The organism is Campylobacter concisus, assembly GCF_003048405.1.
Taxonomy (GTDB): Bacteria; Campylobacterota; Campylobacteria; order Campylobacterales; family Campylobacteraceae; genus Campylobacter_A; species Campylobacter_A concisus_Q.
Map to the genome: position 1 here is coordinate 446168 of NZ_PIQS01000001.1, position 26445 is coordinate 472612.

General features: G+C 37.7%; 23 protein-coding genes and 1 pseudogene. 7 read left to right on the forward strand and 17 right to left on the reverse strand.

Going from position 1 to position 26445, the window contains the following annotated elements; genetic code table 11:
- Nucleotides 1–36 precede the first annotated feature (36 nt).
- From CVT18_RS02480 to purB, 6 genes and pseudogenes are all read right to left on the reverse strand, one after another.
- The gene (locus CVT18_RS02480; protein WP_103629047.1) at nucleotides 37–711 is read right to left on the reverse strand and encodes an anaerobic ribonucleoside-triphosphate reductase activating protein; all 675 of its coding nucleotides are present in this window, start codon (nucleotides 709–711) and stop codon (nucleotides 37–39) included.
- A gap of 84 nt (nucleotides 712–795) precedes the next feature.
- Nucleotides 796–3078, reverse strand: a pseudogene (locus CVT18_RS02490) (ribonucleoside triphosphate reductase).
- A gap of 241 nt (nucleotides 3079–3319) precedes the next feature.
- Complete coding sequence (locus CVT18_RS02495) at nucleotides 3320–3559, reverse strand: hypothetical protein (protein WP_103629045.1); 240 nt, start codon at nucleotides 3557–3559, stop codon at nucleotides 3320–3322.
- Nucleotides 3560–3601: 42 nt separating this feature from the next.
- Nucleotides 3602–3922, reverse strand: coding sequence for a hypothetical protein (locus tag CVT18_RS02500; RefSeq protein WP_103629044.1), 321 nt, complete (start codon nucleotides 3920–3922; stop codon nucleotides 3602–3604).
- Nucleotides 3923–4229: 307 nt separating this feature from the next.
- Nucleotides 4230–6605 carry a ribonucleoside-diphosphate reductase subunit alpha gene (locus CVT18_RS02510; protein WP_103629042.1) on the reverse strand — a complete coding sequence of 792 codons (2376 nt, stop codon included), beginning with the start codon at nucleotides 6603–6605 and terminating at the stop codon, nucleotides 4230–4232.
- A gap of 219 nt (nucleotides 6606–6824) precedes the next feature.
- On the reverse strand, nucleotides 6825–8156 hold the full coding sequence (purB, locus tag CVT18_RS02515) for an adenylosuccinate lyase (RefSeq protein ID WP_103628457.1): 1332 nt from the start codon (nucleotides 8154–8156) through the stop codon (nucleotides 6825–6827).
- A gap of 184 nt (nucleotides 8157–8340) precedes the next feature.
- On the opposite strand from purB, the gene CVT18_RS02520 reads away from it, so the two are divergent.
- Nucleotides 8341–9261, forward strand: coding sequence for a pseudouridine synthase family protein (locus tag CVT18_RS02520; protein WP_103628458.1), 921 nt, complete (start codon nucleotides 8341–8343; stop codon nucleotides 9259–9261).
- Here CVT18_RS02520 and CVT18_RS02525 read toward each other — a convergent pair.
- The gene (locus tag CVT18_RS02525) at nucleotides 9248–9451 is read right to left on the reverse strand and encodes a transcriptional regulator (protein ID WP_087581237.1); all 204 of its coding nucleotides are present in this window, start codon (nucleotides 9449–9451) and stop codon (nucleotides 9248–9250) included. The two genes, CVT18_RS02520 and CVT18_RS02525, sit on opposite strands and share 14 nt — an antisense overlap.
- A 164-nt stretch (nucleotides 9452–9615) precedes the next feature.
- Here CVT18_RS02525 and CVT18_RS02530 point away from each other — a divergent pair, with 164 nt between their 5' ends.
- Nucleotides 9616–9981, forward strand: a complete 366-nt coding sequence (locus CVT18_RS02530) for a hypothetical protein (RefSeq protein ID WP_103628459.1) — start codon at nucleotides 9616–9618, stop codon at nucleotides 9979–9981.
- A gap of 166 nt (nucleotides 9982–10147) precedes the next feature.
- Here the strand turns inward: CVT18_RS02530 and rlmN are convergent, their stop codons facing one another.
- Genes rlmN through CVT18_RS02550 form a run of 4 tightly spaced genes read right to left on the reverse strand, consistent with a single transcriptional unit; the run spans nucleotide 10148 to nucleotide 16006 of the window.
- Complete coding sequence (rlmN, locus tag CVT18_RS02535; protein WP_103628460.1) at nucleotides 10148–11293, reverse strand: 23S rRNA (adenine(2503)-C(2))-methyltransferase RlmN; 1146 nt, start codon at nucleotides 11291–11293, stop codon at nucleotides 10148–10150.
- Nucleotides 11290–11970, reverse strand: a complete 681-nt coding sequence (locus CVT18_RS02540; RefSeq protein WP_103628461.1) for a purine-nucleoside phosphorylase — start codon at nucleotides 11968–11970, stop codon at nucleotides 11290–11292. The genes rlmN and CVT18_RS02540 overlap by 4 nt, the downstream gene beginning before the upstream one ends.
- The gene (gene hisF / locus CVT18_RS02545; RefSeq protein WP_103628462.1) at nucleotides 11970–12725 is read right to left on the reverse strand and encodes an imidazole glycerol phosphate synthase subunit HisF; all 756 of its coding nucleotides are present in this window, start codon (nucleotides 12723–12725) and stop codon (nucleotides 11970–11972) included. The genes CVT18_RS02540 and hisF overlap by 1 nt, the downstream gene beginning before the upstream one ends.
- A complete protein-coding gene (locus tag CVT18_RS02550) occupies nucleotides 12722–16006 on the reverse strand; it encodes a DEAD/DEAH box helicase (protein WP_103628463.1) in 3285 nt (1094 codons plus the stop codon). Before CVT18_RS02550 ends, hisF begins: the two co-directional genes overlap by 4 nt.
- 106 nt (nucleotides 16007–16112) lie before the next feature.
- Here CVT18_RS02550 and rsmA point away from each other — a divergent pair, with 106 nt between their 5' ends.
- From rsmA to CVT18_RS02575, 5 genes are all read left to right on the forward strand, one after another.
- Nucleotides 16113–16955 carry a 16S rRNA (adenine(1518)-N(6)/adenine(1519)-N(6))-dimethyltransferase RsmA gene (gene rsmA, locus CVT18_RS02555; RefSeq protein WP_103628564.1) on the forward strand — a complete coding sequence of 281 codons (843 nt, stop codon included), beginning with the start codon at nucleotides 16113–16115 and terminating at the stop codon, nucleotides 16953–16955.
- Nucleotides 16921–19050, forward strand: coding sequence for a ribonuclease J (locus tag CVT18_RS02560; RefSeq protein WP_180999666.1), 2130 nt, complete (start codon nucleotides 16921–16923; stop codon nucleotides 19048–19050). The genes rsmA and CVT18_RS02560 overlap by 35 nt, the downstream gene beginning before the upstream one ends.
- A 9-nt stretch (nucleotides 19051–19059) precedes the next feature.
- Nucleotides 19060–20013, forward strand: a complete 954-nt coding sequence (locus tag CVT18_RS02565; protein ID WP_103628464.1) for a KpsF/GutQ family sugar-phosphate isomerase — start codon at nucleotides 19060–19062, stop codon at nucleotides 20011–20013.
- A 1-nt stretch (nucleotide 20014) separates the two neighbouring features.
- Nucleotides 20015–20788, forward strand: coding sequence for a pseudouridine synthase (locus CVT18_RS02570; RefSeq protein ID WP_103628465.1), 774 nt, complete (start codon nucleotides 20015–20017; stop codon nucleotides 20786–20788).
- 73 nt (nucleotides 20789–20861) lie between these two features.
- Nucleotides 20862–21827 carry an SEL1-like repeat protein gene (locus tag CVT18_RS02575; protein ID WP_107824198.1) on the forward strand — a complete coding sequence of 322 codons (966 nt, stop codon included), beginning with the start codon at nucleotides 20862–20864 and terminating at the stop codon, nucleotides 21825–21827.
- A 64-nt stretch (nucleotides 21828–21891) separates the two neighbouring features.
- Here the strand turns inward: CVT18_RS02575 and CVT18_RS02580 are convergent, their stop codons facing one another.
- The 6 genes from CVT18_RS02580 to CVT18_RS02605 are packed head-to-tail and all read right to left on the reverse strand — an operon-like array spanning nucleotide 21892 to nucleotide 26420.
- Nucleotides 21892–22401 (reverse strand): hypothetical protein, encoded by a 510-nt coding sequence (locus tag CVT18_RS02580; protein WP_085658404.1) that lies wholly within the window; start codon nucleotides 22399–22401, stop codon nucleotides 21892–21894.
- A complete protein-coding gene (locus tag CVT18_RS02585) occupies nucleotides 22398–23351 on the reverse strand; it encodes a hypothetical protein (protein WP_103628467.1) in 954 nt (317 codons plus the stop codon). Before CVT18_RS02585 ends, CVT18_RS02580 begins: the two co-directional genes overlap by 4 nt.
- The gene (locus tag CVT18_RS02590) at nucleotides 23348–24016 is read right to left on the reverse strand and encodes an ABC transporter ATP-binding protein (protein ID WP_103628468.1); all 669 of its coding nucleotides are present in this window, start codon (nucleotides 24014–24016) and stop codon (nucleotides 23348–23350) included. The genes CVT18_RS02585 and CVT18_RS02590 overlap by 4 nt, the downstream gene beginning before the upstream one ends.
- The gene (locus CVT18_RS02595; protein WP_103559505.1) at nucleotides 24013–25122 is read right to left on the reverse strand and encodes an ABC transporter permease; all 1110 of its coding nucleotides are present in this window, start codon (nucleotides 25120–25122) and stop codon (nucleotides 24013–24015) included. Before CVT18_RS02595 ends, CVT18_RS02590 begins: the two co-directional genes overlap by 4 nt.
- Nucleotides 25112–25297 carry a hypothetical protein gene (locus CVT18_RS02600; RefSeq protein WP_103628469.1) on the reverse strand — a complete coding sequence of 62 codons (186 nt, stop codon included), beginning with the start codon at nucleotides 25295–25297 and terminating at the stop codon, nucleotides 25112–25114. Before CVT18_RS02600 ends, CVT18_RS02595 begins: the two co-directional genes overlap by 11 nt.
- Nucleotide 25298: 1 nt before the next feature.
- Nucleotides 25299–26420 carry a nitrous oxide reductase accessory protein NosL gene (locus CVT18_RS02605; protein ID WP_103628470.1) on the reverse strand — a complete coding sequence of 374 codons (1122 nt, stop codon included), beginning with the start codon at nucleotides 26418–26420 and terminating at the stop codon, nucleotides 25299–25301.
- Nucleotides 26421–26445: the final 25 nt, after the last annotated feature.

The window sequence follows — 26445 nt, forward strand, 5'->3', positions numbered from 1 at the left end:
AAGCAAAAATTTTTGTTAAAAATAATGAGTAGAAATTTAAAAATTTCTTAGTTTGATAGGAAGTTTTGAGATGATTTTTTTCGGATCAAAGCTACTTTTAGCATCAACTAAATTTCCAAAATTTTCACCTGTGCTAAGGAATTTTTGCAAATAATAATTGCCTCTATATCCAAGGTCATAAAGAATTTCAGACATCAAAGAAATATCTGTTTCATCTAAAAAATCTGCATGCACGGTTGTTCTTACTTCAAAATCAAAATTTATCTCAAGTAGATATTTTAGCGTGCTAATAAATTTTTCATATAAATTTGAGCCAGTTACGCCCGTAAATTTCTCTTTTGGCGCTTTAAAATCAAGTGCAATATAGTCAATCAGCCCTTCGCCTATCGCCTCTTTTAAAATCTCAATATGAGAGCCATTTGTATCGACCTTTAGGCAAAAATTTCTTAACTTAACCTCTCTTGCAAGTTTTAAAAATAAAGGATTTGCCGTGCATTCGCCACCGCTAAAGACGATGCCGTTTAGCTTACCTATACGGCGATCTAGGAAGTTACAAACCTCATCCATTTCTATATTGCCATTTGAATTTACAACTTCTATATTGTAACAATACACGCATCGCATATTACAGCCTGCAAACCAAACTACTGCAGCCACTTTATCTGGATAATCAAGCGTAGTAAATGGCGTTATACTAAAGACTTTATGCAAATTTATGGACCTTTTGAGATTTAAAAGGCACAGAAGATTGTGCCTTTTTTATTTGAGTTTTTATATTTTTATTGGCTGCAGTGATTATCTTTTGCAGCAACTTGCGTATTCATCAAATTTAATACGCTCTTTATGCTCGCCTTTTTTACCAAGGTTAAAGCTCTCAACTGGGCGATGATAACCCATAACACGAGTATAGACTACGCATTTTGTGCGTTTATCTTGTACTTTTTCTAAAATTTCTTTTTCTGTCATTTCCTCTCCTTATTTGGAATTGTTTTTCTCTTTTTCTATTAATTCTGCATCACAAAGCGGACAAAATTCATGCTCTCCTGCAATGTAACCATGTTTTGAACAAACACTAAACACAGGCGTTATCGTGATATATGGAAGCTTATAATTTGAGATTATACTCTTTACAAGCTCCTTGCAAGCTTTAGGTGAGCTGATCCTTTCTTTCATATAAAGGTGAAATACTGTGCCACCAGTGTATGAAGTCTGAAGATCATCTTGCAAATCAAGTGCCTCGTAAGCATCATCTGTAAAATTTGCTGGAAGCTGGGTTGAGTTTGTGTAGTAAATATTCTCCCCGCCACCTGCTTGGATGATGTCTGGATAGCGCTTTTTATCCTCTTTGGCAAAGCGGTATGTTGTGCCCTCAGCTGGAGTCGCCTCAAGGTTGTATAAATTTCCAGTCTCTTCTTGAAATGTCCTTATCTTGTCGCGTAAAAACTCGACCATCTCAATAGCAAAATCACGTCCAAATTTTGTTGAGATATTCTCCTTATCATTTGTGAAATTTCTAAGAAGCTCATTCATGCCATTTATACCGATCGTGCTAAAGTGGTTGTTAAAGTGCTTTAGATATCTAGCCGTATAAGGATAAAGCCCTCTGTCATACATCTCTTGTATAAATTTGCGCTTCTTTTCAAGTGTCGATTTAGCAAGCTCCAAAAGATAGCTTAGCCTGTTATAAAGCGCGACTTTATCACCTTTGAAGTTGTATCCTAGGCGAGCTAAATTTATAGTGACAACACCGATAGAGCCTGTCATCTCAGCACTACCAAAAAGACCGCCGCCTCGTTTTAAAAGCTCCCTTAGATCAAGTTGCAAACGGCAGCACATAGAGCGAACATGTCCTGGTTTGTAGGCTTTTTCGTTTTCTATCTTATTGCCATGTTCGTCATAAGTGTATTGTGAGCCGATAAAATTTTGAAAGTAGCTTGAGCCCATTTTGGCAGTATTTTCAAAGAGCACATCCGCCACTTCACTATCCCAGTCAAAATCCTCTGTGATATTTACCGTTGGTATCGGAAATGTAAAAGGCTGTGAGCACTTATCGCCAGCTGTTAAAACCTCGTAAAATGCCTTATCTATGCGTGCCATTTCAGGCTCGAAGTCCTTGTAAGTCATATCGATTAGTTTTTCTCTGCCACGCTCGTTTGCTTTTTTCAAAATTTTTTCATCTTTTATATTTGTAAAGAGGTGTATATCATCGCTCGTTGGGATCTGATCCCTTAGGTCGCTTGGGCAAGTGATGTCGATAGTTACGTTTGTAAATGGACTTTGTCCCCAGCGTGCAGGCACATTTAGGTTGAAAATAAAGCTAGTTATCGCCTTTTTGATCTCAGCGTCACTTAGATCATCTTTGAAAACATAAGGTGCAAGGTAGGTATCAAAGCTAGAAAACGCCTGAGCGCCAGCCCACTCGCTTTGCAAAATTCCTAAGAAATTTGCCATTTGATAAAGTGCCTCTCTAAAATGCTTTGGTGCTTTACTCTCAACTCTGCCACGAACGCCGTTAAAGCCCTCATTTAGCAAGGCTCGCAAACTCCAGCCAGCGCAGTACCCTGTAAGGCAGTCAAGGTCATGGATGTGGTAGTCTCCGTTTCTGTGGGCTAGGCCCTCTTCTTTACTATAAACAGCGTCTAGCCAGTAGTTTGCGATAACTTTGCCAGCGGTGTTATTTATAAGGCCTGCGTTTGAATAGCTTGTATTTGAGTTTGCAGAAATTCTCCAATCAGTGCCGTTTATATACTCATTTATCGTTTGAGTTGAATTTATGTAAGTCGTATCGTCATTTAGGCCTAAAATTTGCTCACGCTGAAGCTTATGAGTGTGGCGGTAGAGCATAAAGCTCTTTAAAACGTCGAAATATCCGCTATTAAATAGCTCTTTTTCGATCGCATCTTGGATGTCTTCGACTGTTATCGCGCTTGATTTTTGAAAGATATCTTGGACAACATTTGTAAAAACTTTCTCATCATAAGCTAAATTTTCGCTAGCAAATGCTTTTTTTATCGCATCTACTATCTTATATGCTACAAATTCTTGTCTTGTGCCATCTCTCTTCAAAATCTCACGCATTACTCGCTCTTTCTTCTAAATTTTTCAATATAAAGTTTAAAAGTATAGGACAAGAAAGCTTAAACAATAGATAACTATTTTATTTTGTTTAATAATATTTATCAAAAAATATAAAATTTTGGAAAGTTTTCTTAAATGATATATTTACTTTATTAAGGGTATATAATATAAATTATTATTTGTTACATTAATTTTAAAAATTAATCATTTCTTATAAGATAATTAGGTTAGACTAATACTATTATAGTTTCGTATCTCTTTGCTTTTTTAAATCTAAAATAGCCATTTTTAAAACCTGAAAAGCAACTTTAGCCGTTTGGTCGTCAGGTTTAAAATTATTAGCCATCTGTTCCATAGGATGTATATAGTTTCTAAAATTTCTTAATTCGTGTGAAAATTTTTTAGTATCTTGAGACAAAATCCCTATCCCGCCAGATACATCTATCATTTCTGCTAGTTTCCAATCCTGAAAGGGTTTCACTTTGCCAGTTTTGTCTTTTGGAGATTCGTTATATACATTAAATTATTTTGGATTTTTTAGCATAAAGTTTAACAAAAGACATTCTAAGATACTTCCACATAGTATAATTGCTGACATATATGCACCGATACCCAAGCATTTATCTATCTCTGTAACTCTATACTCCAAGACCTTTTCTAGTCCATAATCCAAAGTTAAATCTTTAATATTAATGTCATCAAATTTTTTCTTTAATAATTCATCTTTCGAATCTATAGTATTTTGAACACCAAGAAGCCTATTGGTGATTTTTATGCATTCACTGTAAATTTTTTCGTTAAATTTAATCCTTCCGCTATCAACATTAAATTTATAGCGTTCCAATAAATTCTTTAATACTCTTCCATTTACTGTGTCGCTTTCAGTTTACCAAAAGGCTCTTAATTTTTTGGCCTTGGAACTTCCATAAATGTTATATTTAATAGCATGTATATCGATTCCAGTGATATTTTGTATAAAATCGTAAAAAGTCCGATCAGTAAAATCTAAAACATAGCCAGTATCCATTTCAAAAAGCGTTTCTAAATATCTTTTTTCAATATCTGTTAAGCTGGACAAAATAATTACCTTTTGTTTTTAATGTGGATACAAAGGATACCTATGGTAAAAAGTCATAGATATCCAATAAGATTTACTGACATCCCTCACATTCGATCGAGCGGTCAGCTACGTCGTTTAGCTTTTCGCTATCTGGCGACTCAGAGCGTAGATAATAAGTTGATTTTAGTCCAAGCTCCCATGCAAGCATATAAATTTCACTTAGATAGCCGCCGCTTGCTTTGTCTAGGCTCATAAAGATATTTAGACTTTGCCCTTGATCGATCCATTTTTGGCGGATCGCACCTGCTTTTATGAGAATTCTCTGATCAAGCTCGTAAGCTGGCGTGTAAAACTGCCAAGTGTCAGGGCTTAAATTTGGCACGACATTTGGGATCATACCGCTTAGGTTGTGCTCAAACCACTTGCGTTTATAGACTGGCTCGATGGTCTGAGTAGTGCCGACAAGGATAGAGATCGAGCTAGTTGGAGCGATCGCCATTAGGTAGCCGTTTCTCATGCCGTCACGCTTGACCCTTTCTCTTAGCTTGTCCCAGTCGCAGACATTTTCGTCAAATAGCCCACCTTTGTCGTTTAAAAGGGCTTTTGCGTTCTCGTTCGCGGTATCTATCGGCATGATGCCTTTGCTCCATTTTGAGCCCTCAAATTTTGGATAGACGCCCTTTTCTACGGCTAAATTTGAGCTAGCATAGATCGCGTTGTAGCTTATGTTTTCCATTATGCTATCAATGAGCGCCAAATGCTCATAACTGCCCCATTTTACGTTTTTCTCAGCTAGCATTTGCGCCTCGCCCATGACACCAAGGCCGATCGAGCGAGATGATAGGTTTGTGTGTTTTACCTTTTTGTGTGGGTAGAAATTTAGGTCTATAACGTTATCAAGCATCCTGATAGCTATCGGCACGACACGCTCGATGTCCTCTTTGCTATTTATCTTGCTTAAATTTATACTTGCAAGGTTGCAAACCGCCGTTTTGCCCTCGATACTCTCTTTTTCTACGATAAAAATTTGCTTACCTTTTAGGCTATCAAGCGCGCTAAGCTTTTTGGCTTTTTTAGTTATGCCGCTATCGACCGTGACGTCTTCTTCTTCATCAAATAGCTCCTCGCCGCCATCTTCATAAGTGATCTTGATCTTGTAGTAGTTTGGCGCTGTATTTTGGAAAATTTCAGTGCATAAATTTGAGCTTCTGATGATGCCCTCGTGGTCGTTTGGATTTGCTTTGTTGGCATTGTCTTTAAAGCACAAAAATGGCATGCCAGTTTCAAAATAGCTAGTTAAAATTTTCTTCCAAAGCTCTTTTGCAAGGATGGTGTTTTTCTGGATATTTTCGTCGTTTTCATACTCCAAGTATCTCTTCTCAAACTCCTCGCCGTAAAGGTCGCAAAGGTCGCTTACTTGAGCTGGGTCAAAAAGACTCCAGCGGCCATTTTCTTTGACACGCTTCATAAATAGGTCGTTTATCCAAAGTGCAGGGAAAAGCTCGTGCGCACGGCGTCTCTCTTCGCCTGAGTTTTTACGAAGATCGAGAAAATCGCTCACGTCCATGTGCCAAGGCTCGATATAAACGGCGATCGCGCCCTTTCTAGTGCCTAGCTGATCGACCGCTACTGCGATGTCGTTTGTCACTTTTAAAAATGGTATGATACCGCCAGCTGCGTTTTTATGTCCGTCGATACTGCCGCCCATCGCACGCACCTTGCTCCAGTCCCAGCCGATACCGCCGCCAAATTTTGAAAGTAGCGCCATCTCTTTGTAGCTATCAAAAATGCCCTCGATATTATCAGGCGTGCTGCCTACGTAACAGCTGCTTAGCTGGTGACGCGTCGTACGGGCATTTGAGAGCGTCGGAGTGGCGAGCATCACTTCAAATTTAGAGATGAGATCGTAAAATTTCTTCGCCCAACCTTGGCTGTCTAGCTCATTTTGCGCAAGGAACATCGCGATCGCCATAAACATATGCTGTGGAAGCTCGATTGGCATGCCATTCTTATCTTTGATGAGATAGCGGTCATAAAGCGTTTTGATACCAAGGTATGCAAACTGAAGGTCGCGCTCAGGCTTGATGTAAGCGTTTAGATCCTCTAAGTCGTACTTCTCTTTTAGCCCAGGGATGATGCGGCCTACCTTTTCGCCCTTTGCGAGGTAGTCTTTTAGGTGGTTGTAGCCATTAAAGCCGGTTACTTTGTGATAAAGGTCGAACAAAAATAGTCTCGCAGCGACAAATGTCCAATTTGGACGGTCGATGTCGATCTTATCAACTGCTGTTTTTATAAGAGTTTGCTGAATTTCCTCAGTCGTTATCATATCTCTAAACTGGATTTTCGCATCTACTTCAAGTTCACTAAGGCTTACGTTGCTAAGGCCAAAAACGGCTTCATTTGTATATTTTTTAATCTTACTTATATCAAGCTCTTCTGTTCTGCCATTACGTTTTATAACTTTCAAAAATATCTCTCCATGTTAAATTTTAATTTGGGATTTTATCCAAAAGGAGATAAAAACTCTCTTTGTTAAAAAAGTGATTTTAGATATAAAATTTAATTCGAAAAATAATATTTTATTTTTAAAAAATTAAAAAATTTGATCTTATTTTAAAATGATTGTAAAAATTTTTGAAGCGATGTCTTGAAGCAAGAAGCATAAATTTGCCTCTTGCATTTAAATTTACTTACCAAAGACTCTAGCGAAAATTTTATCTACATTTTTGGTGTAGTAGTTGTAGTCAAAGCACTCTTTGATCTCATCTTTGCTAAGGCTCTTAGTTAGGTCCTCGTCGTTTAGCAAATTTTGTAAAAATAGACTGTGACCTTGCTCGTCTATCGCTTTTTTGCCCTCTTGTAAGTCCGCCCAGACCTTCATGGCGTTGCGCTGAACGATTTTGTAAGCATCCTCTCTAGAGATTCCACGCTGTGGTAGCTGCAAAAGCACGCGCTGTGAAAAGACTAAGCCACCTGTTAAATTTAAATTTTTCATCATATTTTCTGGATAGACGACTAAATTTGCTATCAAATTTTTGATGCGAACCAGCATAAAATCAGCGGTGATAAACATATCTGGTAGGATAAATCTCTCGACCGAGCTGTGGCTGATGTCACGCTCGTGCCAAAGGGCGACGTTTTCAAGTGCAGGTGTGACGTATGAGCGTAGCACTCTACAAAGGCCGGTGATGTTTTCACTAAGGACTGGATTGCGTTTATGTGGCATAGCACTTGAGCCCTTTTGTCCTGGGCTAAAATACTCCTCCGCCTCATAAACCTCCGTCCTTTGGTAGTGTCTAATGGCAACTGCGATCTTCTCGCAAGTAGAAGCCAAGATAGCGATAGCGCTTACCACATGTGCGTAGCGGTCGCGCTGGATCACTTGATTTGATGCTGGGGCAGCTTTGAGGTCTAGCTCCTCACATGTCAGCTCTTCAAATTCCATCGGAGCGTGGGCTAAATTTCCCATAGCGCCTGAGAGTTTGCCGTAGCTGATAGTATCTTTTGCATCTTTGATGAGCTTTAGAGCCCTTGCGATCTCGTCATACCAGATGGCAAGCACAAGGCCAAAAGTTATCGGCTCGCCGTGGATGCCGTGGCTTCTGCCGACCATGAGCGTGTGCTTATGCTCGTTTGCTCTGTTTTTGACCGCCTGCATGAACTCCTCTACGTCACTAATGATGAGCTCTAGGCTCTCTTTCATCTGAAGTGCGACGGCTGTGTCGATGCAGTCGCTTGAGGTCATACCGTAGTGCACAAACCTACTCTCCTCGCCAAGGCTCTCGCTGACGCTTGTTAAAAAAGCGATGACATCGTGCTTTGTCGTCTTTTCTATCTCGTCGATGCGAGCCACTTCAAATTTAGCGTTTTTGCAAATTTTCTCGCAATCACTGTCATTTATAAAGCCGAGCTTATTCCAAGCCTTAACGGCAGCTTTTTCTACCTTGAGCCAAGCATCGTATTTTGCTTGTATGCTCCACTTTTCAGCCATATCCTTGCGTGAGTATCTTTCGACCATTGTTGAACCTTTTGTATTAGTTTTCTTTATCATAAAAGTAAATTTTAGCCTTGAAAGCTAAAAATCACATAGTATAATTTTATAAAATTTAAGTTTTGATTATATAAAATCCGGGCTGAAATGTCGGTTATACGCTTATAAATTTGGGCTTAAGATAGCTCGCTCGTTTTTCAAAGGATCAATTTTGCCCTATGTAAATAAATTTATCGTCACTGCAGATCATCAAAAAGCTTACGAAATTTTACTGCAAAATGGCTTTAACATGAGCCAAACCCAGTGTCTCATCGACAAAGGTAGGCTGATCTGTGGCGGCAGTGTCGTGAGCGAGAAAAATGCCATTTTGTGTGGCGATGTTTTTTTGATCGACTATGAGGCCAAGCCAAAGGGACTAAAGCCGATCTTTGAGTGCGAGAGCTTTGCGGTATTTGACAAGCCAAGCGGTGTGCTGAGCCACCCAAATGGCAGACACTGCAACTACTCGCTAAATGACGAAATTTACACGCTTTTTGGACGAGATGCGAGCGTGGCACATAGGCTGGACTTTGAAACAAGTGGCGTGATAGTCGTGGGCAAAGATAGAAATTCTACGATAAAACTAAAGAAAATCTTTGAAAACCGAGAGGTTTCTAAAAGCTATGTCGCGATGGTGCAAGGCAAGGTCGAGCGAGAATTTACGATCGATGCTAAGATGGATCTAGCAAACAACTACGACGATGTGAAAATGCGAATGCAAATTTGCGAAAACGGCAAGAGCGCTGTGACTAAAATTTTGCCTATAAAGTATTTTGACGATATCGATACGACTTTGGTTCGTGCTATACCACTCACTGGCAGGCAGCATCAAATTCGCTTGCATTTGTTTCATGTGAAACACAAGATCCTTGGCGAACCACTTTATGGTTTGTCGCGTCCGCAGATCGAGAAAATTTTAGACAAAGAGATAAGCGAGCGTGAGCGGATAAATTTAACTGGGGCAAAGAGGCTCTTACTTCACTCGGATGAGATCTCTTTTAAATTTGATGAAATTTTTTACAATATTAAAAGCAAATTTGAAGCCGAAAGTGAGTTTTATAAATTTGCAAAAGAAAGTTTTATTTTAGCCTAAGGGTTTTATTTTCTTCTGCAAGTTTTTCTAACTCTATTAAATTTTCTCTACTTTGTGCTAAAAACTCATCAAATTTAAAACCTAGCACTACTATTCTATAAAGCTCTGGTTTATTTTTTCTCCAATTATAGATAGTTTTTGCGTCTACTTTTAAAATCCCAGCCATATCACGTTGTGTTAAATTTGCCATTCTTGATCCTACTTTTTGGGAGATTTTAAAGTAAAGCTTTATAACTTTTAACAAAGTAAATATTTCTTACTTATATTTAAATATAAGTAACTATTCCTTTAATTTATTATTTATTAAGAACATAACAGGTAATATTTCCATTTAAATATTTAAAAGGAGGCAAGATGAATAAAATCATCAAAAAGACATTTGGGGGACTTAGTATGTCATATTATTTAAGACATCTATTTTTTGGCGCTATAATGGCGGTATTTTTTATATATATGTTTTACAATTTAGGTAGAGCATCGATTTTAGTGGCTATTGTTTTTGCGATAAATGCTCTAATTTATCCGTATTCGCGTTTTGTTTATGAAAGTATAGTCGATTTTATTTTTGGGAATAATGTCTTTTTTGTAAATGCATTATTTTTACTTGCAACCAAAATTATAACTATGCTTATATGTTTTGGCTTTGCTATATTTATCGCGCCTATTGGACTTATATATCTTTACTACTATCACAGCAAAAATAAAACCTTTGACGAGTAGATTTTATAAGCTAAACTTTAGTTTATACTTGCATAAGTTTGGCTTTAATATCTTAATCAAAAATTTTAAAACTACTATTTCTCTCCAGATATAACTTTAATAAGTCCAAAGACTCCAACTCCAACTACGATACATATAAAAACTATCTCAGCGATATCAAGAGCTGTCATTTTTTACTCACGTTAGTTTTATCGTTAGTCGGTTTTTCTTCTATTTTAGCTACGTTCTTATCGCTAACGTTAATTCTGAATTTTGGATTTTCATTTCGCTGTTTTAGCTGTCCACAAGCCGCACTTATATCAAGGCCTTTACTCTGTCTGATCGTACAAGTAACACCGTGATCTCTTAGATATTCTTGAAATTTTAGCATGCTGGTAAGCTCAGGTCGTCCAAATTCACTACCCTCATGTGGATTAAAATATATAAGATTTACCTTCGCTTTTATACCATGAAGTAGTTTTACCAACTTTTTAGCATCACTCACGCTATCGTTTAAATCCTTGATAACAAGGTATTCAAACATTACACGCTTGCGCATATCGATAGGAAATCCCCTAACGGCATCCATAACAGCCTCAATATTATACGCCTTATTTATCGGCATTAGACGGCTTCTAAGCTCATTAGTAACAGCATGAAGCGATATGGCCAATAACACGCCAAGATCCATCTCACCAAGCTTTTTTATCTGGCTACCAAGGCCACTAGTTGAAACTGTTTGACGACGTGGCGATATGGCTAGACCCTCGTTAAGAGCTAAAATTTTGATAGCTTTACTAACGTTAGTAAGATTATCGAGTGGCTCACCCATACCCATATAAACAACATTTATACGTCTTTCATAAGGTATCTTATTCTCTCTTTTTATCCATAAAATTTGTCCAACGATCTCGCCTGCAGTCAAATTTCTAACAAGCCCGCCCTTTGCTGTTAGACAAAAAGCACATCCCATCTTACAGCCAACCTGTGAGCTAACACAAACCGTATAACGAGCATGGCGACTGACCTTTCCATTCTCATCACTAATCTCCTCCTTCATCGGGAGTAAGACACTCTCTATCTTTAGCCCATCTTTTAGCTCAAAAAGATACTTAATCGAACCATCGCTACTTTGCTCAAATTTTACACATTTTAAAGGATCGATATAAAATTTTTCAGCTAGATCTTGACGCATATCTTTAGGCAAATTCAGCATTTGGCTAAAATCGGTTGCATTTTTCTTATATATCCACTCATAGATTTGTGTTGCTCTAAATGATGGAGAAACTAACTCTTTTAGCTCATCGATACTAAGATCAAGCAAATTTATCACATATTTTCCTTTATATATTTTGTTAGAATTTTCTTGGCCTCTGCGTGATTTTTTATAAAATCAGTATGTGCATTTTTATTACAAAAATTTGTCGCTATGAAAATTCCATAAGCCGGAATTTTAAAAATTTGAGCCGCTTTTAGAACAGAAAAAAACTCCATATTTTCTAAAAAATAACCCTTTTCAAACATCTTATGAGCCAAATTTTTGTCTGTAGTTATGAAATTTGATGAATTTGTTTTGATAGTTCCACGTGAAACTATAGAAGAAATTTCATACTCAATCGGTGAATAAGATCTATTTTCTACGCTAGAAATTTCAATATTTGCCCCAACCGAACTTTCATAAATTTGTAAAATTTCACCGTCTTTATAAAGACCTGCCGAGCCAACGAAAACTATTTTTTCTGGCATCTGGTATAAATTTCGTTCAGGATTTTTTGACAAATTTTGGCTTAGATTTTGCAGCTCTGGATTTGATGAGTTTGCAAATTTAGCCTCGATCTTTGCAAGATAGTGAGGATCAATGTTTTTTAAATTTATGCCCTTTTCTTCCGCTCCAATACATGCTCGTTTCTGCAAAAAATTTGTCAAATTTATCGCCATATCAACTAGCCCCACACCCATTGGCAAAGCAAAGTCAAAAATTTCATTTTTTCCTGCTGAGATAACTAACATCAAAGCCTAACCTCAACGCCATTTGTCTTGAGATACTCTTTTAGCTTTTTTATCTCGATTTCGCCAAAGTGAAAGATCGAAGCAGCTAAACACGCATCAGCCCCGACTTCAAAAGCCTCTTTAAAGTGCTCCATCTTACCAGCGCCGCCACTTGCGATAGTTGGTATAGAAAGCGTGCTAAATACCTTTGTTAGCTCAAGGTTAAAACCCTGTTTGACACCGTCGTTATCCATGGACGTTAGCAATATCTCCCCTGCTCCACGCGACTCGACCTCTTTCGCCCAAGAAAAGGCATCTTTTTTGGTATCGATCCTGCCACCATTTATAAAAACACTATAACCATTTTCGATCTTCTTCGCATCGATCGCAATTACGACACATTGTGAGCCAAATTTCTTAGCTGCCTCATCAATCAAATTTGGCTCTTGTATAACTGATGAATTTAAGCTTACTTTATCGCAGCCAGCATTTAAAAGGCGAGAGATATCATCGATCGTGCGTATACCTCCGCCAACTGTTAGTGGGATAAAAAGCTTACTTGCGACCTTTTTTACGACATCAACTATCGTATCACGCCCAAGATGAGAGGCAGTGATATCTAAAAAGCAAAGCTCATCAGCGCCCTCGTCATTGTATCTTTTGGCTATTTCGACAGGATCTCCAGCATCGACAAGCCCTACAAAATTTACACCCTTTACGACTCTGCCATCTTTTACATCAAGGCATGGGATTATGCGTTTTGCAAAATGATTCAAATCTGTCCTTTATCTATTTTTCTAGCTGCTACCTTAAAATATGGCAAATTAGACCAATTTTCTCGGTTACCAACTATATAAACAACCTCTTTTGCTCTTGTTAGTGCTACATTTAGTAAATTTGGCGTACTAGCAGCCCATGCTCTAGCGCCTTTTGTGGCACCGCCAAGGACAAAGATAACAACATCGGCTTCTTTGCCTTGCATAGTGTGAATGGTACCAGCCCCTTTTAAATTTTTACAAACATCTTTAAAAGGTGTTATTATTTTAATGCTATCTTTTAGCTTGGCTAGCTTACCATCTAAAAGCTCTTTAATGATCATGCCTTCAGCTTTATTATAATTACCTATCCATTCATCACTACTAACATCAATCCATTCTGTTTTGATATTAGGATCACTAAGTTTGCTTTCACTACCTCTACCAAGTATCATCATATCATCATATGTTGTTTCGTTTGAAATTTTAAACATAGGGTTGGCGCACCTTCTATGAACGATAAGTGGCGAACCAACCCAAATGGACTTACCATCTCCTTTTATATATGTACCAATATTTTGTACTTTATCGGCTCGAAGTTGAACTGATGATTTTAGTAGATTAAACTCATCTTTTGCATCGCAGTAGCGTAAAATGGCGTTATTTAAAGCTGGTGGCAATGTTACAACGGGCTCAAGTTGAAGTGGATCACCAACCACCACAGCCATGTTCGAACGAAGCAATGCACCTAATGCGTTAGTTAAATTTGCCTGCCCTGCTTCATCTATTAAGAGCAAACCTATATCGCCATTTAGTAGCTCTTTAAAGGTATTATTAAAAGATGCGAAAGTAGAACTAACAACTGGCGTTAGTAAAAATAATCCTTTTATTATTTCACGTCTATCTTTAGCCTCAAGCCCGTTTTTCTCAGCCATTTTTTCATCATTAAATATAACGCTAAGAGCTCGTAAATTTGTTCTAACAGCTTCTTTCCAAGCAAAGATAGTAGCTTTATGCAGATTAAGTGCTTCTTTAAAAAGCTTGATTCTTGCGTTAAAAAGCTTTGTCTTGTAGGATTTCTCATCAAGATCAAGCTCCATCATAAATGGCATACTCTTTTGTATTTCTTCATTGCTCTGATTAAAAGTACCATTTAAAAAGCTATCAAGTTCTTCACTTCTGCCAATTAATTTTTGACGTCTAACAAAGTCACCATTAAGTTTGTTGAGATGGTCTATCTTGGTGTTAAGTTCTAAAATTTTCTCTTCAAGCTGAGTTATTTGAGCTTTTAGTTCGTTTAATTTTGCTTCATTCTTCTCTTTATTTTCACTATTTTGCTTACTTGCTTTCAAATTTTGCTCAGCTATTTGGCGATTTATCTCACTAACTTTTTGCGCTTCATTGTTATATTTTTCAAAAGCTTGTGTCTTTAAAATTTGCTGGAAAATAAAAAATAATGGCTTTGGAGGCGCACTGAGATACTCTTGTAAAATTTCATTTTGGTCAATAAGCTTTGTTAGCTCGTTAGCTTCAGTAGTCTTTTGCTCTAGCTCATTTTTGCTCAAATCTAGTTCATCTATTAGTGGCCTTAAAAGCTCGTCTATTTGCCTTGCTGAATTATAGTTATCAAGTCTTTTATCGATATTTATAAGCTCACTATTTATACTTTTTAGCTCCTCTTCTTTGATCCTGATCTCGCTAAAAAGTAGATTTACTTCGTATAGGGCTTGATTAAATTTCTCCTTTGCCTCGTCGTAATCATCAATTCCTTCTCCAGTAGCCAAGTATTTGCCAAGCCCCATCAAAAAACCATCTTGTTCTATAAATTCTTTAAATTCTTTTGAAACATCTTCAAACTGACTATGCGTTTTTTCGATCTTTACGCCATTAATCGCGTTAAAAATAAAATTTAACTTATTTTGCTTTGAGCCAAGAGGTATGCAAAAAAGTCCCCATGCAGGTTTTGAGATAAAAGATTTTTCTCCAAAATTTGTCTTTTCATCGGCCGAGAGAAGCCTTGTAGCTATAAATTTAAAATAATCAATCTCGCCTGCGTAACTACCGATGCTTTTTAATTGGCTAAGCTCTTTACTTAAAATTTCAACCGCACCGTTATTACAAGAGCTAACAACCATCTCATAGCCCTGAAGTTCTTTATTTAGAGTAAAATAAAGCACCTTATCGCTACTATCTCGAACTGGAGAAAAGATATCATGTCTACTCATTTGTGCGAGCTTCATCGCTCTAAGTGTAACAACTTCAGCCATTACGTCTTTTAAAAGCGTTGTTTTACCAGTGCCTGGAGCGCCATTTACGCTATAAATTCCACCACTTTTTTCTTTAAATTTTTTAATGATGTTATTAACGGCAATTTGCTGTGAAAAATTTAGAGCGAAGTCACTAGCAAAGGCCGATCTTGGATACTCTTCTGCTTTAAAAAAATCTCTAACAAGCCTTTTATTTTGCTCATCCCTTACATCAAGTCTTTCAAATTTATTCTCACTGCCCTCGTCCAAAAACTGATCCGTTAGCTCATGCGTCCTGCCTGACTCGTAAAATTTTATAAGCAAATTTATATCATCTATAAAAAAGCTATTTAAAAGGCTATCATTTTCTTTAAAATTTGGATTTATAATCTTTATTTCAAGCCTTAAGAAATCATTACAAAATGGTGTTTTAAGTGCACTTTTTAGCTCATCGTTTATAAGCTTTATATATTTGCCAAATTCCATTTTTTCTTTATAGATAGATAGCTTGTCTTTTATGCGCTCGCACTCTTTGCTAAAGTCACTTTGGCTTATCTCTTTTAGATGATCTAGGCGAGCCATTGCCCAAGGAGCTGTTGAGATGAAAAGATCATCAGACGAGTTTGGTGTAAAAAACGGAGTTAAATCATCATCTAAATTTACATCTTTTAAAGCAAAATTTTGATCATCTTTACAAAATACCAAATCACCAGTAAGCTTAAATTTATAGCAAAATGCCTTATCAAAGCTCGTTTGCTCAGATCGCAGCTCATCCAAAATTTGCTCTTTTTCAAATTTTGAATTTGCTAGCTTTGAGATATAAATGGCAAGCAAATCAGTCTCAAAAATACCGCCATAAATAGAAATTTCTATACCATTTTTTAAAAGCGAGCTATCAAATGCCCTTAAAATTTGTAGAAATTTCTCATCAAAATTTGTAATGTCAAGGTCTATTGATTTTTTAAATTTGGTATTTGTCCTTTTTGGCTCGTCTAAGGTTTTTGGCTCTAAATATTGTGATAATAAAAAGTATTTTAAGGTATTTGCCTTGCTCAAATTTATGCCCTATTTCGTTATTATTTAGTGATTATAATCCATTTTATATATGATTAAACTAAACTTGTAATCATTGTATAAGTAATTTTTGGCTAATATCGCGGCTATGATAAAGGCAAAAAAGCACTTTGGACAGAATTTTTTACAGGACAAAGCGACACTAGATAAGATCATCCAAGCGATACCCAATGACGTAGAAAACGTTGTTGAGATTGGGCCTGGCTTAGGTGATTTGACATTTAGACTTTTGCAAATTTACAAGACGACCTGTTTTGAGATAGATTGTGAGCTGTTTCAAATTTTAAAGGCTAAATTTGCAAATGAGATCCAAAATGGACAATTAAAACTTTTTTGTAAAGATGCATTAGAGCAGTGGCAAGAAGAGGGCGGACTAAGTAGCCAGAACTACTTTTTAGTCGCAAATTTACCCTATTACGTTGCTACGAAGATGATAATAAATGCGATAGATGACGAAAAATGCCTTGGACTTATCGTGATGATACAAAAAGAGGTTGCTCTTAAATTTAGTGCAAAGAGCAGGGATAAAGAATTTAGCGCTTTATCGATCCTCGCCTCACTCCAAGGCAGGTGTGAGCTTTTGTTTGACGTGGATGCAAAGCTTTTTAATCCACCTCCAAAGGTCACATCCTCAGTCATCAAACTACAAAAAACAAAAAAGATTTTTGGCAAAGACGGGATTTTCAAAGATGCAAAACAATACGAGGCTTTTAAAGTATTTTTAAGAGCTGCGTTTGCTTCTCCAAGAAAGACGCTTTTGAAAAATTTATCCACAAATTTTGACAAAAAGGTGTTAGAAGAAATTTTTGAAGACCTAGGCTTAGCTCAAAATTTACGTCCACACGAGCTAGATGTCGATTCTTATCTAAAAGTATTTGAAAGATTAAAGGAAGATAATGAACGACAAAAACGAAGAGAAAGTTGTAACTAACCAAAGCAAAAACAACAAAAGACGAAGATTTAGACCAAAAAATAAACCAAAACAAGAGGGCGAAACTACCGAGCAAGCTTCACTAGCAAGCAAAAGCGTAATAGATAACTTCTTTGCAGCAGAGCAGGCTGAAGCCAAAACGCACGCCGAGCCAAAGAGCCAAAATTCTCGCCCAAAAAAGCCAAGAAATAACAAAAATCAAAACAAAAATGGCGAAAACAATAAGCCAAAAGAGCAAAAACAAGAATCACAAGAAACAAAAACCAAAACACAAGAACAAAAAGAAAAGCCTAAAAAAGCTAAAAAGCCAAAGAAAAATTTACCTGCAAAACTAAATGGTAATGAACAATGGCAGCAAGACATTGCAAGTGCAATGGTGGCAAACAAGGCCGTTCACGAGCTTCGTCTGGAGCCTATGAAGTATCTAAACTCAAGCGAACACAAAATTCGTATAACGCCACTTGGCGGTCTTGGCGAGATCGGCGGAAATATGACGATATTTGAGACCGATACGAGTGCTATCATCGTTGACATCGGCATGAGTTTTCCAAGCGAGAGTATGCACGGCGTGGATATCCTAATCCCGGACTTTGACTATGTTAGAAAAATAAAAGACAAGATAAAAGGCGTCATTATCACTCACGCGCACGAGGATCATATCGGCGCGGTGCCCTACTTTTATAAAGAGTTTAAATTTCCGATTTACGCCACACCTTTGCCACTTGGTATGATAAATAACAAATTTGAAGAGCACGGCTTAAAGCAGGAGCGCTCACTTTTCCGTTCTGTCGAGAAAAGAAAGCCATATCTAATAGGCGACTTTGAGGTCGAGTGGATACATATCACCCACTCCATCATCGACGCTAGCGCACTTGCGATCACGACAAAGGCAGGCACCATCATCCATACGGGTGACTTTAAGATTGACCACACGCCGATAGATGGCTACCCAACAGACCTTGGCAGACTCGCATACTACGGCGAGCGCGGCGTGCTGTGTCTCATGAGCGATAGCACGAACAGCTACAAAGAGGGCTTTACAAAGAGCGAAAGCAGCGTTGGCAAGACCTTTGACGCGATATTTTCTAAAGCCAAAGGCCGCGTGATAATGAGTACATTTAGCTCCAACATCCACCGCGTTTATCAAGCGATCGAGTGGGGGCTAAAATACAACCGCAAAGTCTGCGTCATCGGTAGATCAATGGAGAGAAATTTATATACTGCAATGGAGCTTGGCTATATCAAGCTTGATAAGAAAATTTTTATCGATGCAAACGAGGTTGGCAAATTTAAAGATAACGAAGTGCTGATCGTTACCACAGGCTCTCAGGGTGAGACTATGAGTGCACTCTACAGAATGGCTACTGATGAACACAAATACATCAAAATAAAGCCAACCGATCAGATAATAATCAGCTCAAAGGCGATCCCTGGCAATGAAAGCAGTATCTCAACTGTATTAAATTTCCTAATAAAATCAGGCGCAAGCGTCGCTTATCAAGACTTTAGCGAGATCCACGTCAGCGGTCACGCAGCACAAGAAGAGCAAAAGCTGATGCTTCGCCTCATAAAACCAAAATTTTTCTTACCGGTGCATGGCGAGTACAATCATATCGCAAAGCACAAAGAGACAGCTATAAGCTGCGGCGTAGATGAGAGAAATATCTATCTAATGAGCGATGGCGATCAAATGGAGATCTGTCAAAAATACTTAAAGCGTGTAAAAACGGTAAAAACTGGTAAAGTCTTCATAGACAATCAAATAAATAAACAAATCTCAGACGATGTCGTCATCGATAGACAAAACCTTGCTGAAGCAGGTGTTGTCATGATAATCGCTCAAATTTCACGTCATGGCGCAAAGCTCATAAACAAGCCTCGTGTCATTAGCTACGGCCTTGTGGGCAATAAACAAGATGCGGAGTTTAGCAAAGAGATGCAAGAAATTTTGACGCAGTTTTTAAGCAACGTCAAAGAGGAGCTTTTAAAAGATGGCAGACTGCTCGAGTCACAAGTGCGTCAAGTGATTAGAAAGCATATCTTTAGAAAGGTCAAAAAGTACCCAACTATCGTGCCGATTATCTATCTAATGTAAGGGAAATTTATGCAAGCAATCAACCAAATCGCAGCCGAAGTTTTAAAGATAGAAGCAAACGAGCTTTTAAGACATGCTAAAAACTTAGAGATAGAAGATGCTGTAAATTTGATATTTAATACAAAAGGCAAGGTCATAGTAACAGGCGTAGGCAAGAGCGGTCATGTAGGTGCAAAGATTGCTGCCACGCTTGCGAGCACCGGCACGCCAAGCTTTTTCTTACACCCAACAGAGGCTATGCATGGCGACCTTGGCATGATAGAAAAAGATGATGTTTTGTTAGCCATTAGCTTCAGTGGCGAAAGCGATGAGCTTATCAAAATTTTACCTCACGTAAAGCGCTTTGGTGTAAAGATCGTCGCAATGGCAAGGAGCAAAATAAGCTCGCTTGGTAAATTTAGCGATGCATTTATTAGCATAGATGTAGAAAAAGAGGCGTGCCCACTAAATGCCGCTCCAACAGCATCAACTACACTAACGTTAGCTCTTGGCGATGCATTGGCTGTTTGTTTGATGCAAAGGCGAGGCTTTAAAAAAGAGGACTTTGCAAATTTTCATCCAGGTGGCAGCCTTGGCAAGAGGCTATTTTTAAAGGTCAAAGATGTGATGAGAAGCGAAAATTTACCGATAGTTCGCTGGAATGCGAGCCTAAAAAAAGCAATCGATACTATGACACACGGTAAACTTGGCACGGTCCTAATCGTCGATAAAGATGGTGTGTTAGATGCTATTTTAAGCGACGGCGATCTTAGACGTGCACTTATGCGAGAAGACTTTGACCTAGACGAGCCAGCTATGAAATATGCCACTTTGCATCCAAAAGAGATAAACGATAAGGAAATGTTAGCTGTGGATGCATTAGCCCTGATAGAAAAATATAAAATTCAGCTTCTAGCCGTTGTAGAAAATGGCGTGCCCGTGGGTGTTTTACACATCCATGACCTTGCAAATTTAGGACTATAAAATGGAAAAAACAAGACTAAATAAATTTATCTCACATAACACAAATTACTCACGCCGTGAGGCAGATGAGCTGATAAAAGCTGGTAAGGTTAGCATAGCAGGACGAGTGGTTAGCGACCTTGCCACAAGCGTAGATGAAGATGACAAAGTACGTATAAATGGTCGTTTGATAAAGCTAAAAAAGGAATTTACTGTTATCGTCTATCATAAACAAAAGGGTGAACTAGTTAGCAAAAAAGATGACCGCGGACGAAAGACGATCTATGACACGCTGGATAAGAAATTTGCAAAATTTGTTAGCGTAGGGCGCTTAGACTATGCAAGTGAGGGGCTGCTTTTACTAACTGATGCTCCAGCGATCGCCACAGCTCTCATGAATAGCGATTTAGAGCGCGAATACTACCTAAAAGTAAAAGGCGAGGTGACAAAAGAGGTGATAGAAGCGATGACAAATGGCTTTTTCGCCAAGGACGCCACCAAAGGCGCACATGCAAAAACTACTATAAAATCAATGGAATTTAAGCCATTTCTAGCCTATAAAGTCTTTGGCTCAAGTGGTGGCTATACAAAACTAAAGGTCATCATCAACGAGGGGCAAAATAGGGAGCTTCGCCGCTTCTTTGGATACTTTGACCTTGAAGTGATGGATCTAAAAAGGGTTAGCTTTGGGCGAGTCAGCCTTGATATGCTAAAGCCTGGCAAATGGCGCTACTTTGAAAATAGCGAATACGAAGACCTAAGAGACTTTTTAAAGGTTAATAGCGTTAGATACTAACATCAGGCTTGTTTCTCCAACAAAGAGGCAAGCCAAACCATAATAACTACAAATTTACAAAAATGGAGAAAAAATGAAAAAGGCTGTTCTTTTATCCGTGATCCTACTAACTACCAGCTTCTCTAAGGATATAGTGGAGCTTGGAATTGAAGCCTATGATCAAGGCAATTATTATAAGGCGGCCGAGATATTTAGCACGGCTTGCGATGATGGAAATGCTGAATGCTGCAATATGCTAGGGGCTTTATACTCAGATGGTCTTGGCGTCAAAGTAGACTATCATAAAGCAGCCTGGCTATATAAAAAAGCTTGTGATGGCAAAAGCGCTATCGCTTGTAGTAATTTGGGAGACCAATATAGGGACGGAATAGGTGTAAAACAAGACATTCGTAAAGCGATTGAGCTATACGAAAAAGCTTGTGAAGGCAAATATGCTGAAAGTTGTTTTTATTTGGGATTTTTTTATGAAAATGGACAACTAACAAAACAAGACTACTATAAAGCAGCCTGGCTCTATGAAAAAGCTTGCGATAGCGAATACGCCAATGGTTGCCACAATTTAGGAGTTTTGTATATGAATGGCAATGGTGTAAAGCAAGATTATATAGAAGTAGCCAAATTGTTTGAAAAAGCTTGTGAAGCCGATGTGGGTGAGAGCTGCTCAAATTTAGGGGTTTTATACGAAAATGGGCAAGGTGTGCAACAAGACTTTCACAAGGCAGCCAAATTGTTTGAAAAAGCTTGTGATGATGGATATTCTCAAAGCTGTAATAATTTAGGAAATTTTTACTCAAAGGGGCAATCAGTAAAACAAGACTACCTAAAAGCAGCCAAACTATGGCAAAAAGCATGTGATGATGAAATTGGCCAAAGTTGTTCTAATTTGGGAGTTTTATATTTAAAAGACCAGGGTATAAAACATGACTATATCAAAGCAATTAAACTATTTAAAAAAGCTTGTGATTTAGGATATCAGACAGGATGTGATTATTATAAAAAAATAAACAATAGCAACATAGACATAATAAGAATAAACTAGTAGTAGATTTTAGGCAGTAAATTTAAATCAAACGAGCTCTGCTAAATTTAGAGCTCATGCAAATTTATATCTTATTTTCTGAAAGTAGGATGTTTATATATGGATTTAGTAGCGTCTCACCACGTGCTGCGTAAAGCAAGACCTCTTTAAAATAGTTATCATTTATGCCATAGGTGTGAAACTCATATGCCCCTATGCCGTATCCCATAGGCGTGATATCAACCCTTGAGTACCAAGCATTTTGCGCTAGAATATAGCGATTCGTATCTCTTGAATAAACATATAGCTTTATCTTATCTTTGCTCTTTTGTGCCATATACCAGATGAAAGAATTTGTGATGTCGTTAAAAAAGTAGATGTCGCCATTTGGCATGATGGCTTGGGCTGTGTCGTTGTTATCAGCGATAAGCGTCCTACTCTCATAACATATAAATTTATTTGGCGTAAGTTGCTCGATCGGCTCTGATTTGCCGTTATTTAAAACTAAAATTTTATCATCACTTATGTCGGCATTATAGGCAAGCACGGCTAAAACTAGGGCTAACAAACACAAAGAAAAAATTTGCTTTATCAAAATAAAAATCCTCTTAGCAAATAATATTTTAGGACATAAAGCGCGCAGATCAGCACACAAACACCTAGCCAGATCGATGAAAATTTAAGCTTGTGTGAGTAGTTAGTCTTTGTGATAATCTCAACAAGATACGGCATAAGGCCGTAAAAAACGCCCAGAAACAAACTGCCCCAAATGAGATAGCCAACATAAAAATAGTCACCTTTTAGCATGCAGTATGGGCATTTATGGTTCGGCTGCTCGTAAACATAAAGGCCAAAAAAATAGGTGATGGCATAGTAGCTAAGCACCAAAAACAACAAATTTGCCACGAAGCTCGCCATACTTTGCTTTAAAAAATTTAGCACCAAAATGACAAAAAATAGCACGAAAAAGACGCTTACTAAGCCAAAATTTGTATAGCCAAATGGTAGCTTTGGAGCTTGAAAAGTAACAGAACAGCAAAAGACCGGCACTTTTAGTGGGATATTGTAAAAAAACGAAATTTCTATGCCAAGCTCAAGTAGTATCATGACAAAAAGGCAGATGAAAATGGCATATTTTTTCTTTAGATAAGGGAAATTTAGAGCCTGCAAGTCAAGCTTATTTATAACCAGCCAAATGCCAAGCCCAAAGATCAGTAAAATTTTAGTGAGCATCAATATACCACCAAATTTATTTGAGCCAATCACGCCAGCTGAGCACATGGCGCCGGGTACAATATCAGAGAGTTCATTTAGGCAAAGTGCAAAAAACATAAACAATACGATCTTGATACAGACACAAAAAAGTAAGATCGTATTTACAAGGTAGTTTTGTTTTTCAAGCGAGTATTGAAGCGATGTTAGTGCATTGTAGTCCCACGACCTCACGATCCTAACGACGTAAAAGAGCGAAATACTCATCAAAACTAACAGTACAAACTCCGCTAACAAAAAGGCAATAACGGCATTTGATAAAAAGACACTCATACTATCTCTCCGTTTTGCAAGCTGACAACCCTATCTGTTGCACTTAGCTCATCAAAAATACTATCGTGAGTAGCGACAATGACACTCTTTTTTAGAGTTTTAAAAGACTCTAGTAAGCCCAAAAATGCACGTGCATTTTGTCTATCTAAATTTGCCGTTGGCTCATCAGCCAAGATGATATCAGCATCCATAGATAAAGCTCTAGCTACCGCGCATCTTTGACGCTCGCCACCACTTAAATTTGATACGTTCTCATCTTTTTTATGAGCGATATTTGCGAGACTTAGAGCCTTTTTTATCATCTCATCTCGCACATTTGCCTTGAAATTTGTTAAAGCAAATGGAGCTAGTAAATTTTCATATACACTTAGACCCTCAATAAGGTTAAAATTTTGAAATACAAGTCCAAGCCTTTTGTGTCTAAGCTCAGAGCAAAAGGCATCAGGTAGCTTTGCGATATTAGTGCCATCTATCAAAATTTCTCCACTAGTTGGCTTTTGAAGTAGGGCAATGAGCGAAAGTAGGGTGCTTTTACCGCTTCCACTAATGCCTTTTAGTATCACTAGCTCGCCGTCATTAATATCTAAATTTATATTTTTTAAAGCACAAAACTCATTTTGTTTGTTTTGGTTATAAACTAGGCTAACACCTCTTATATTTATCATTTTAGCCCCTCATTTATGTCACTACTTGCTACTCTCCATGAAGGTATGAGCACAAACGCCAAAAATGGTATCACACCAAAAACAAAGATCAAAAAGAGCTTATCAAACTCTAAAATAGGCGTAAAATTTGTAAAATTTAAAAGCTCGTCACCTAAAAATATCCCTTTTAAAAGTGGAGCGTTTAATACAAAAACAAAGAGATAAGCCAGCATAACACCGAGTAAAAAAGCACTAACGCTCACGATGAAATTTTGTATAAATTTTAAAAATATAATATCTTTTATACAAAAACCAATGCTTCTTAAAATAGCTATTTCGCGCTTTTTACTACCATAGGCAAGTGAAATTTGGTTTTTAAGCAAGACAAAGAATATGAGCATAACACTAACGTAAATGCTCATAAAAATTCCACCCTTATAATAGTAAAGGTGCCTAACTTTAGCCACCTCATCTTCTATACTAAGAGCGAAAGAATTTGGGTATAAATTCTCTATCTTTAAAGCTACTTCACTGATTTCATCGGTGTTTGGCACCTCAACATAGAGCTTTGTATACTCTTCATCTTTTAAATTTAAGATAGCCCTTAGCGTATTTGGATGCAAAAATATAGCGTTATTTGAGATTAAACCACTTTGTGCCGGCATGGTCTTTAATATCTTTACTGGTATCATGCGCTCTTCAGTTAGAAAATTAAAGCTCTCATCGTAGTAAAGCTCATTCATCGCTGCCTTGACACCTTCTCCGACGATCATCTCATCTTCTTTTAAGCTATCATCTTCATATAGATGAAACCAAACACGCTTTTGAACAAAGTAGTACTCTCCATCAACCACGCCCCTAACGTCAGCCACGCCATCAATCTTCGAGATATCGTAGATATAGCCAGGATGCATTAGATCATTTTTGCCAGCACGAAATGCGCTCACTACGATACTTGATCTATCTTTTACTAAATTTATAAGATCATGTTGGATCGATCCAGAGATGAAAAGCACCGAGCTTAGCACAAAAATAATGAGTGCAAAGAGGCAGAAGCTAAAAAGGTGATCCTTCCTATCTTTAAAAAGCAGAACCACAGCATAGTTTATAAAATTTTTACCTATCATAGACAAAGCCTTTTTGCCCCTTTTGGTTAAAACTAAAAGCAGCATTTGCTCTTGTTATCTTAGAAATTTCTCTTAGCTCATTTTGCTTTGCTTTATGATCAAAGCTAAGATAGTGTGCCGCTAAAAGTGTATAAGAAAGTCCAAAAAATAACGCCAAAAAAACTAGAAATTTCACACTATTTACCGATAAAATTCTTTATCTCGTCAAATCTTATGACACCTTTGCCAGCATGATCTTTTAAAAAGCTCTCTGCCTTTGCTTCATCTTTAAATGGAATAAACTCATCGCCCATTGGTCCATAAACGTTTGAGCCGTGAACATAAAACGCATCTTTTGCATCAAGCTTTTCTAACGTATAATAATCGCTCACATAAGCATCTTTCATTTTGCCATCCGCAAAATAAAATTGTGCCATATCTTTTACGCCATCAAAATAATAATCCTTGCCATCTGCTTTGATGAGTGTCGCCCATGGAGAATTTTTGACGAGCATACCGCATACCGCACATCTTGCGCCCTTTGGCACGACTATCCTCTCAGGTTTTTTTATTTCTTGTTTAGCTTTTGAAGCTTGGTTGCTAGTACCTAAATTTGCTGGAGCATCCCATAGATACAAAGCGGCAGCTTGTAGGTGCTTGTCGTATTCAGGAGCTTTGTTAGCCTCTTTTGAGTCACACACTTGTTTAAGATGAGCTTTTAGCTCAGAGATAGCCTTAAAGCTTTTTGGATCTGTTTTTTTGCAGTTTGCTTCATAAAATTCTTTACCATGCGCATAAACGCCGTCTTCGCGTTTAGCTTTTATCATTTTATTATCGCCTTCAAAATCCTGTCCAGCGATCTCGTAAGCTTTAGCAAAGTTCATTATTTCGCCGCCATTTTCTGCTTGAAATTCTTTTGCGTCAGCCTCAGTTGAAAAGGCGTATTTGCTATTTCTAGTCATTGTGCCTTTAACACTACTACCAACGACATAAAAAGCTTTATTTACATCGATCAAATTTAGATTTTTAGTATCAACAACCTGCGCGTCACTTGGGATCTTGCCTTTTGTTAGCTCGTATAAGCAGTGAAGTGATGCTACTTGCTTGCCGTTATATACGTGATTAGTCTTATAAAATTTAACCAAATTCATTCCACAAACGGCGCAGTACTCCTTGCCCTCGCCGCTTCCTACTAGTGTAGCCTTGCTAGGATCCACGCTTTGAAACATCGGTTTCATTTTGACAGTTTGCTCATTTGCCGAGGCACCAAAAATCAAGGTAGCTAACAGTGCTGAACCCAAGATAGAACGTAAAATCATATTATCTCCTTTAGTATTTTGTCTC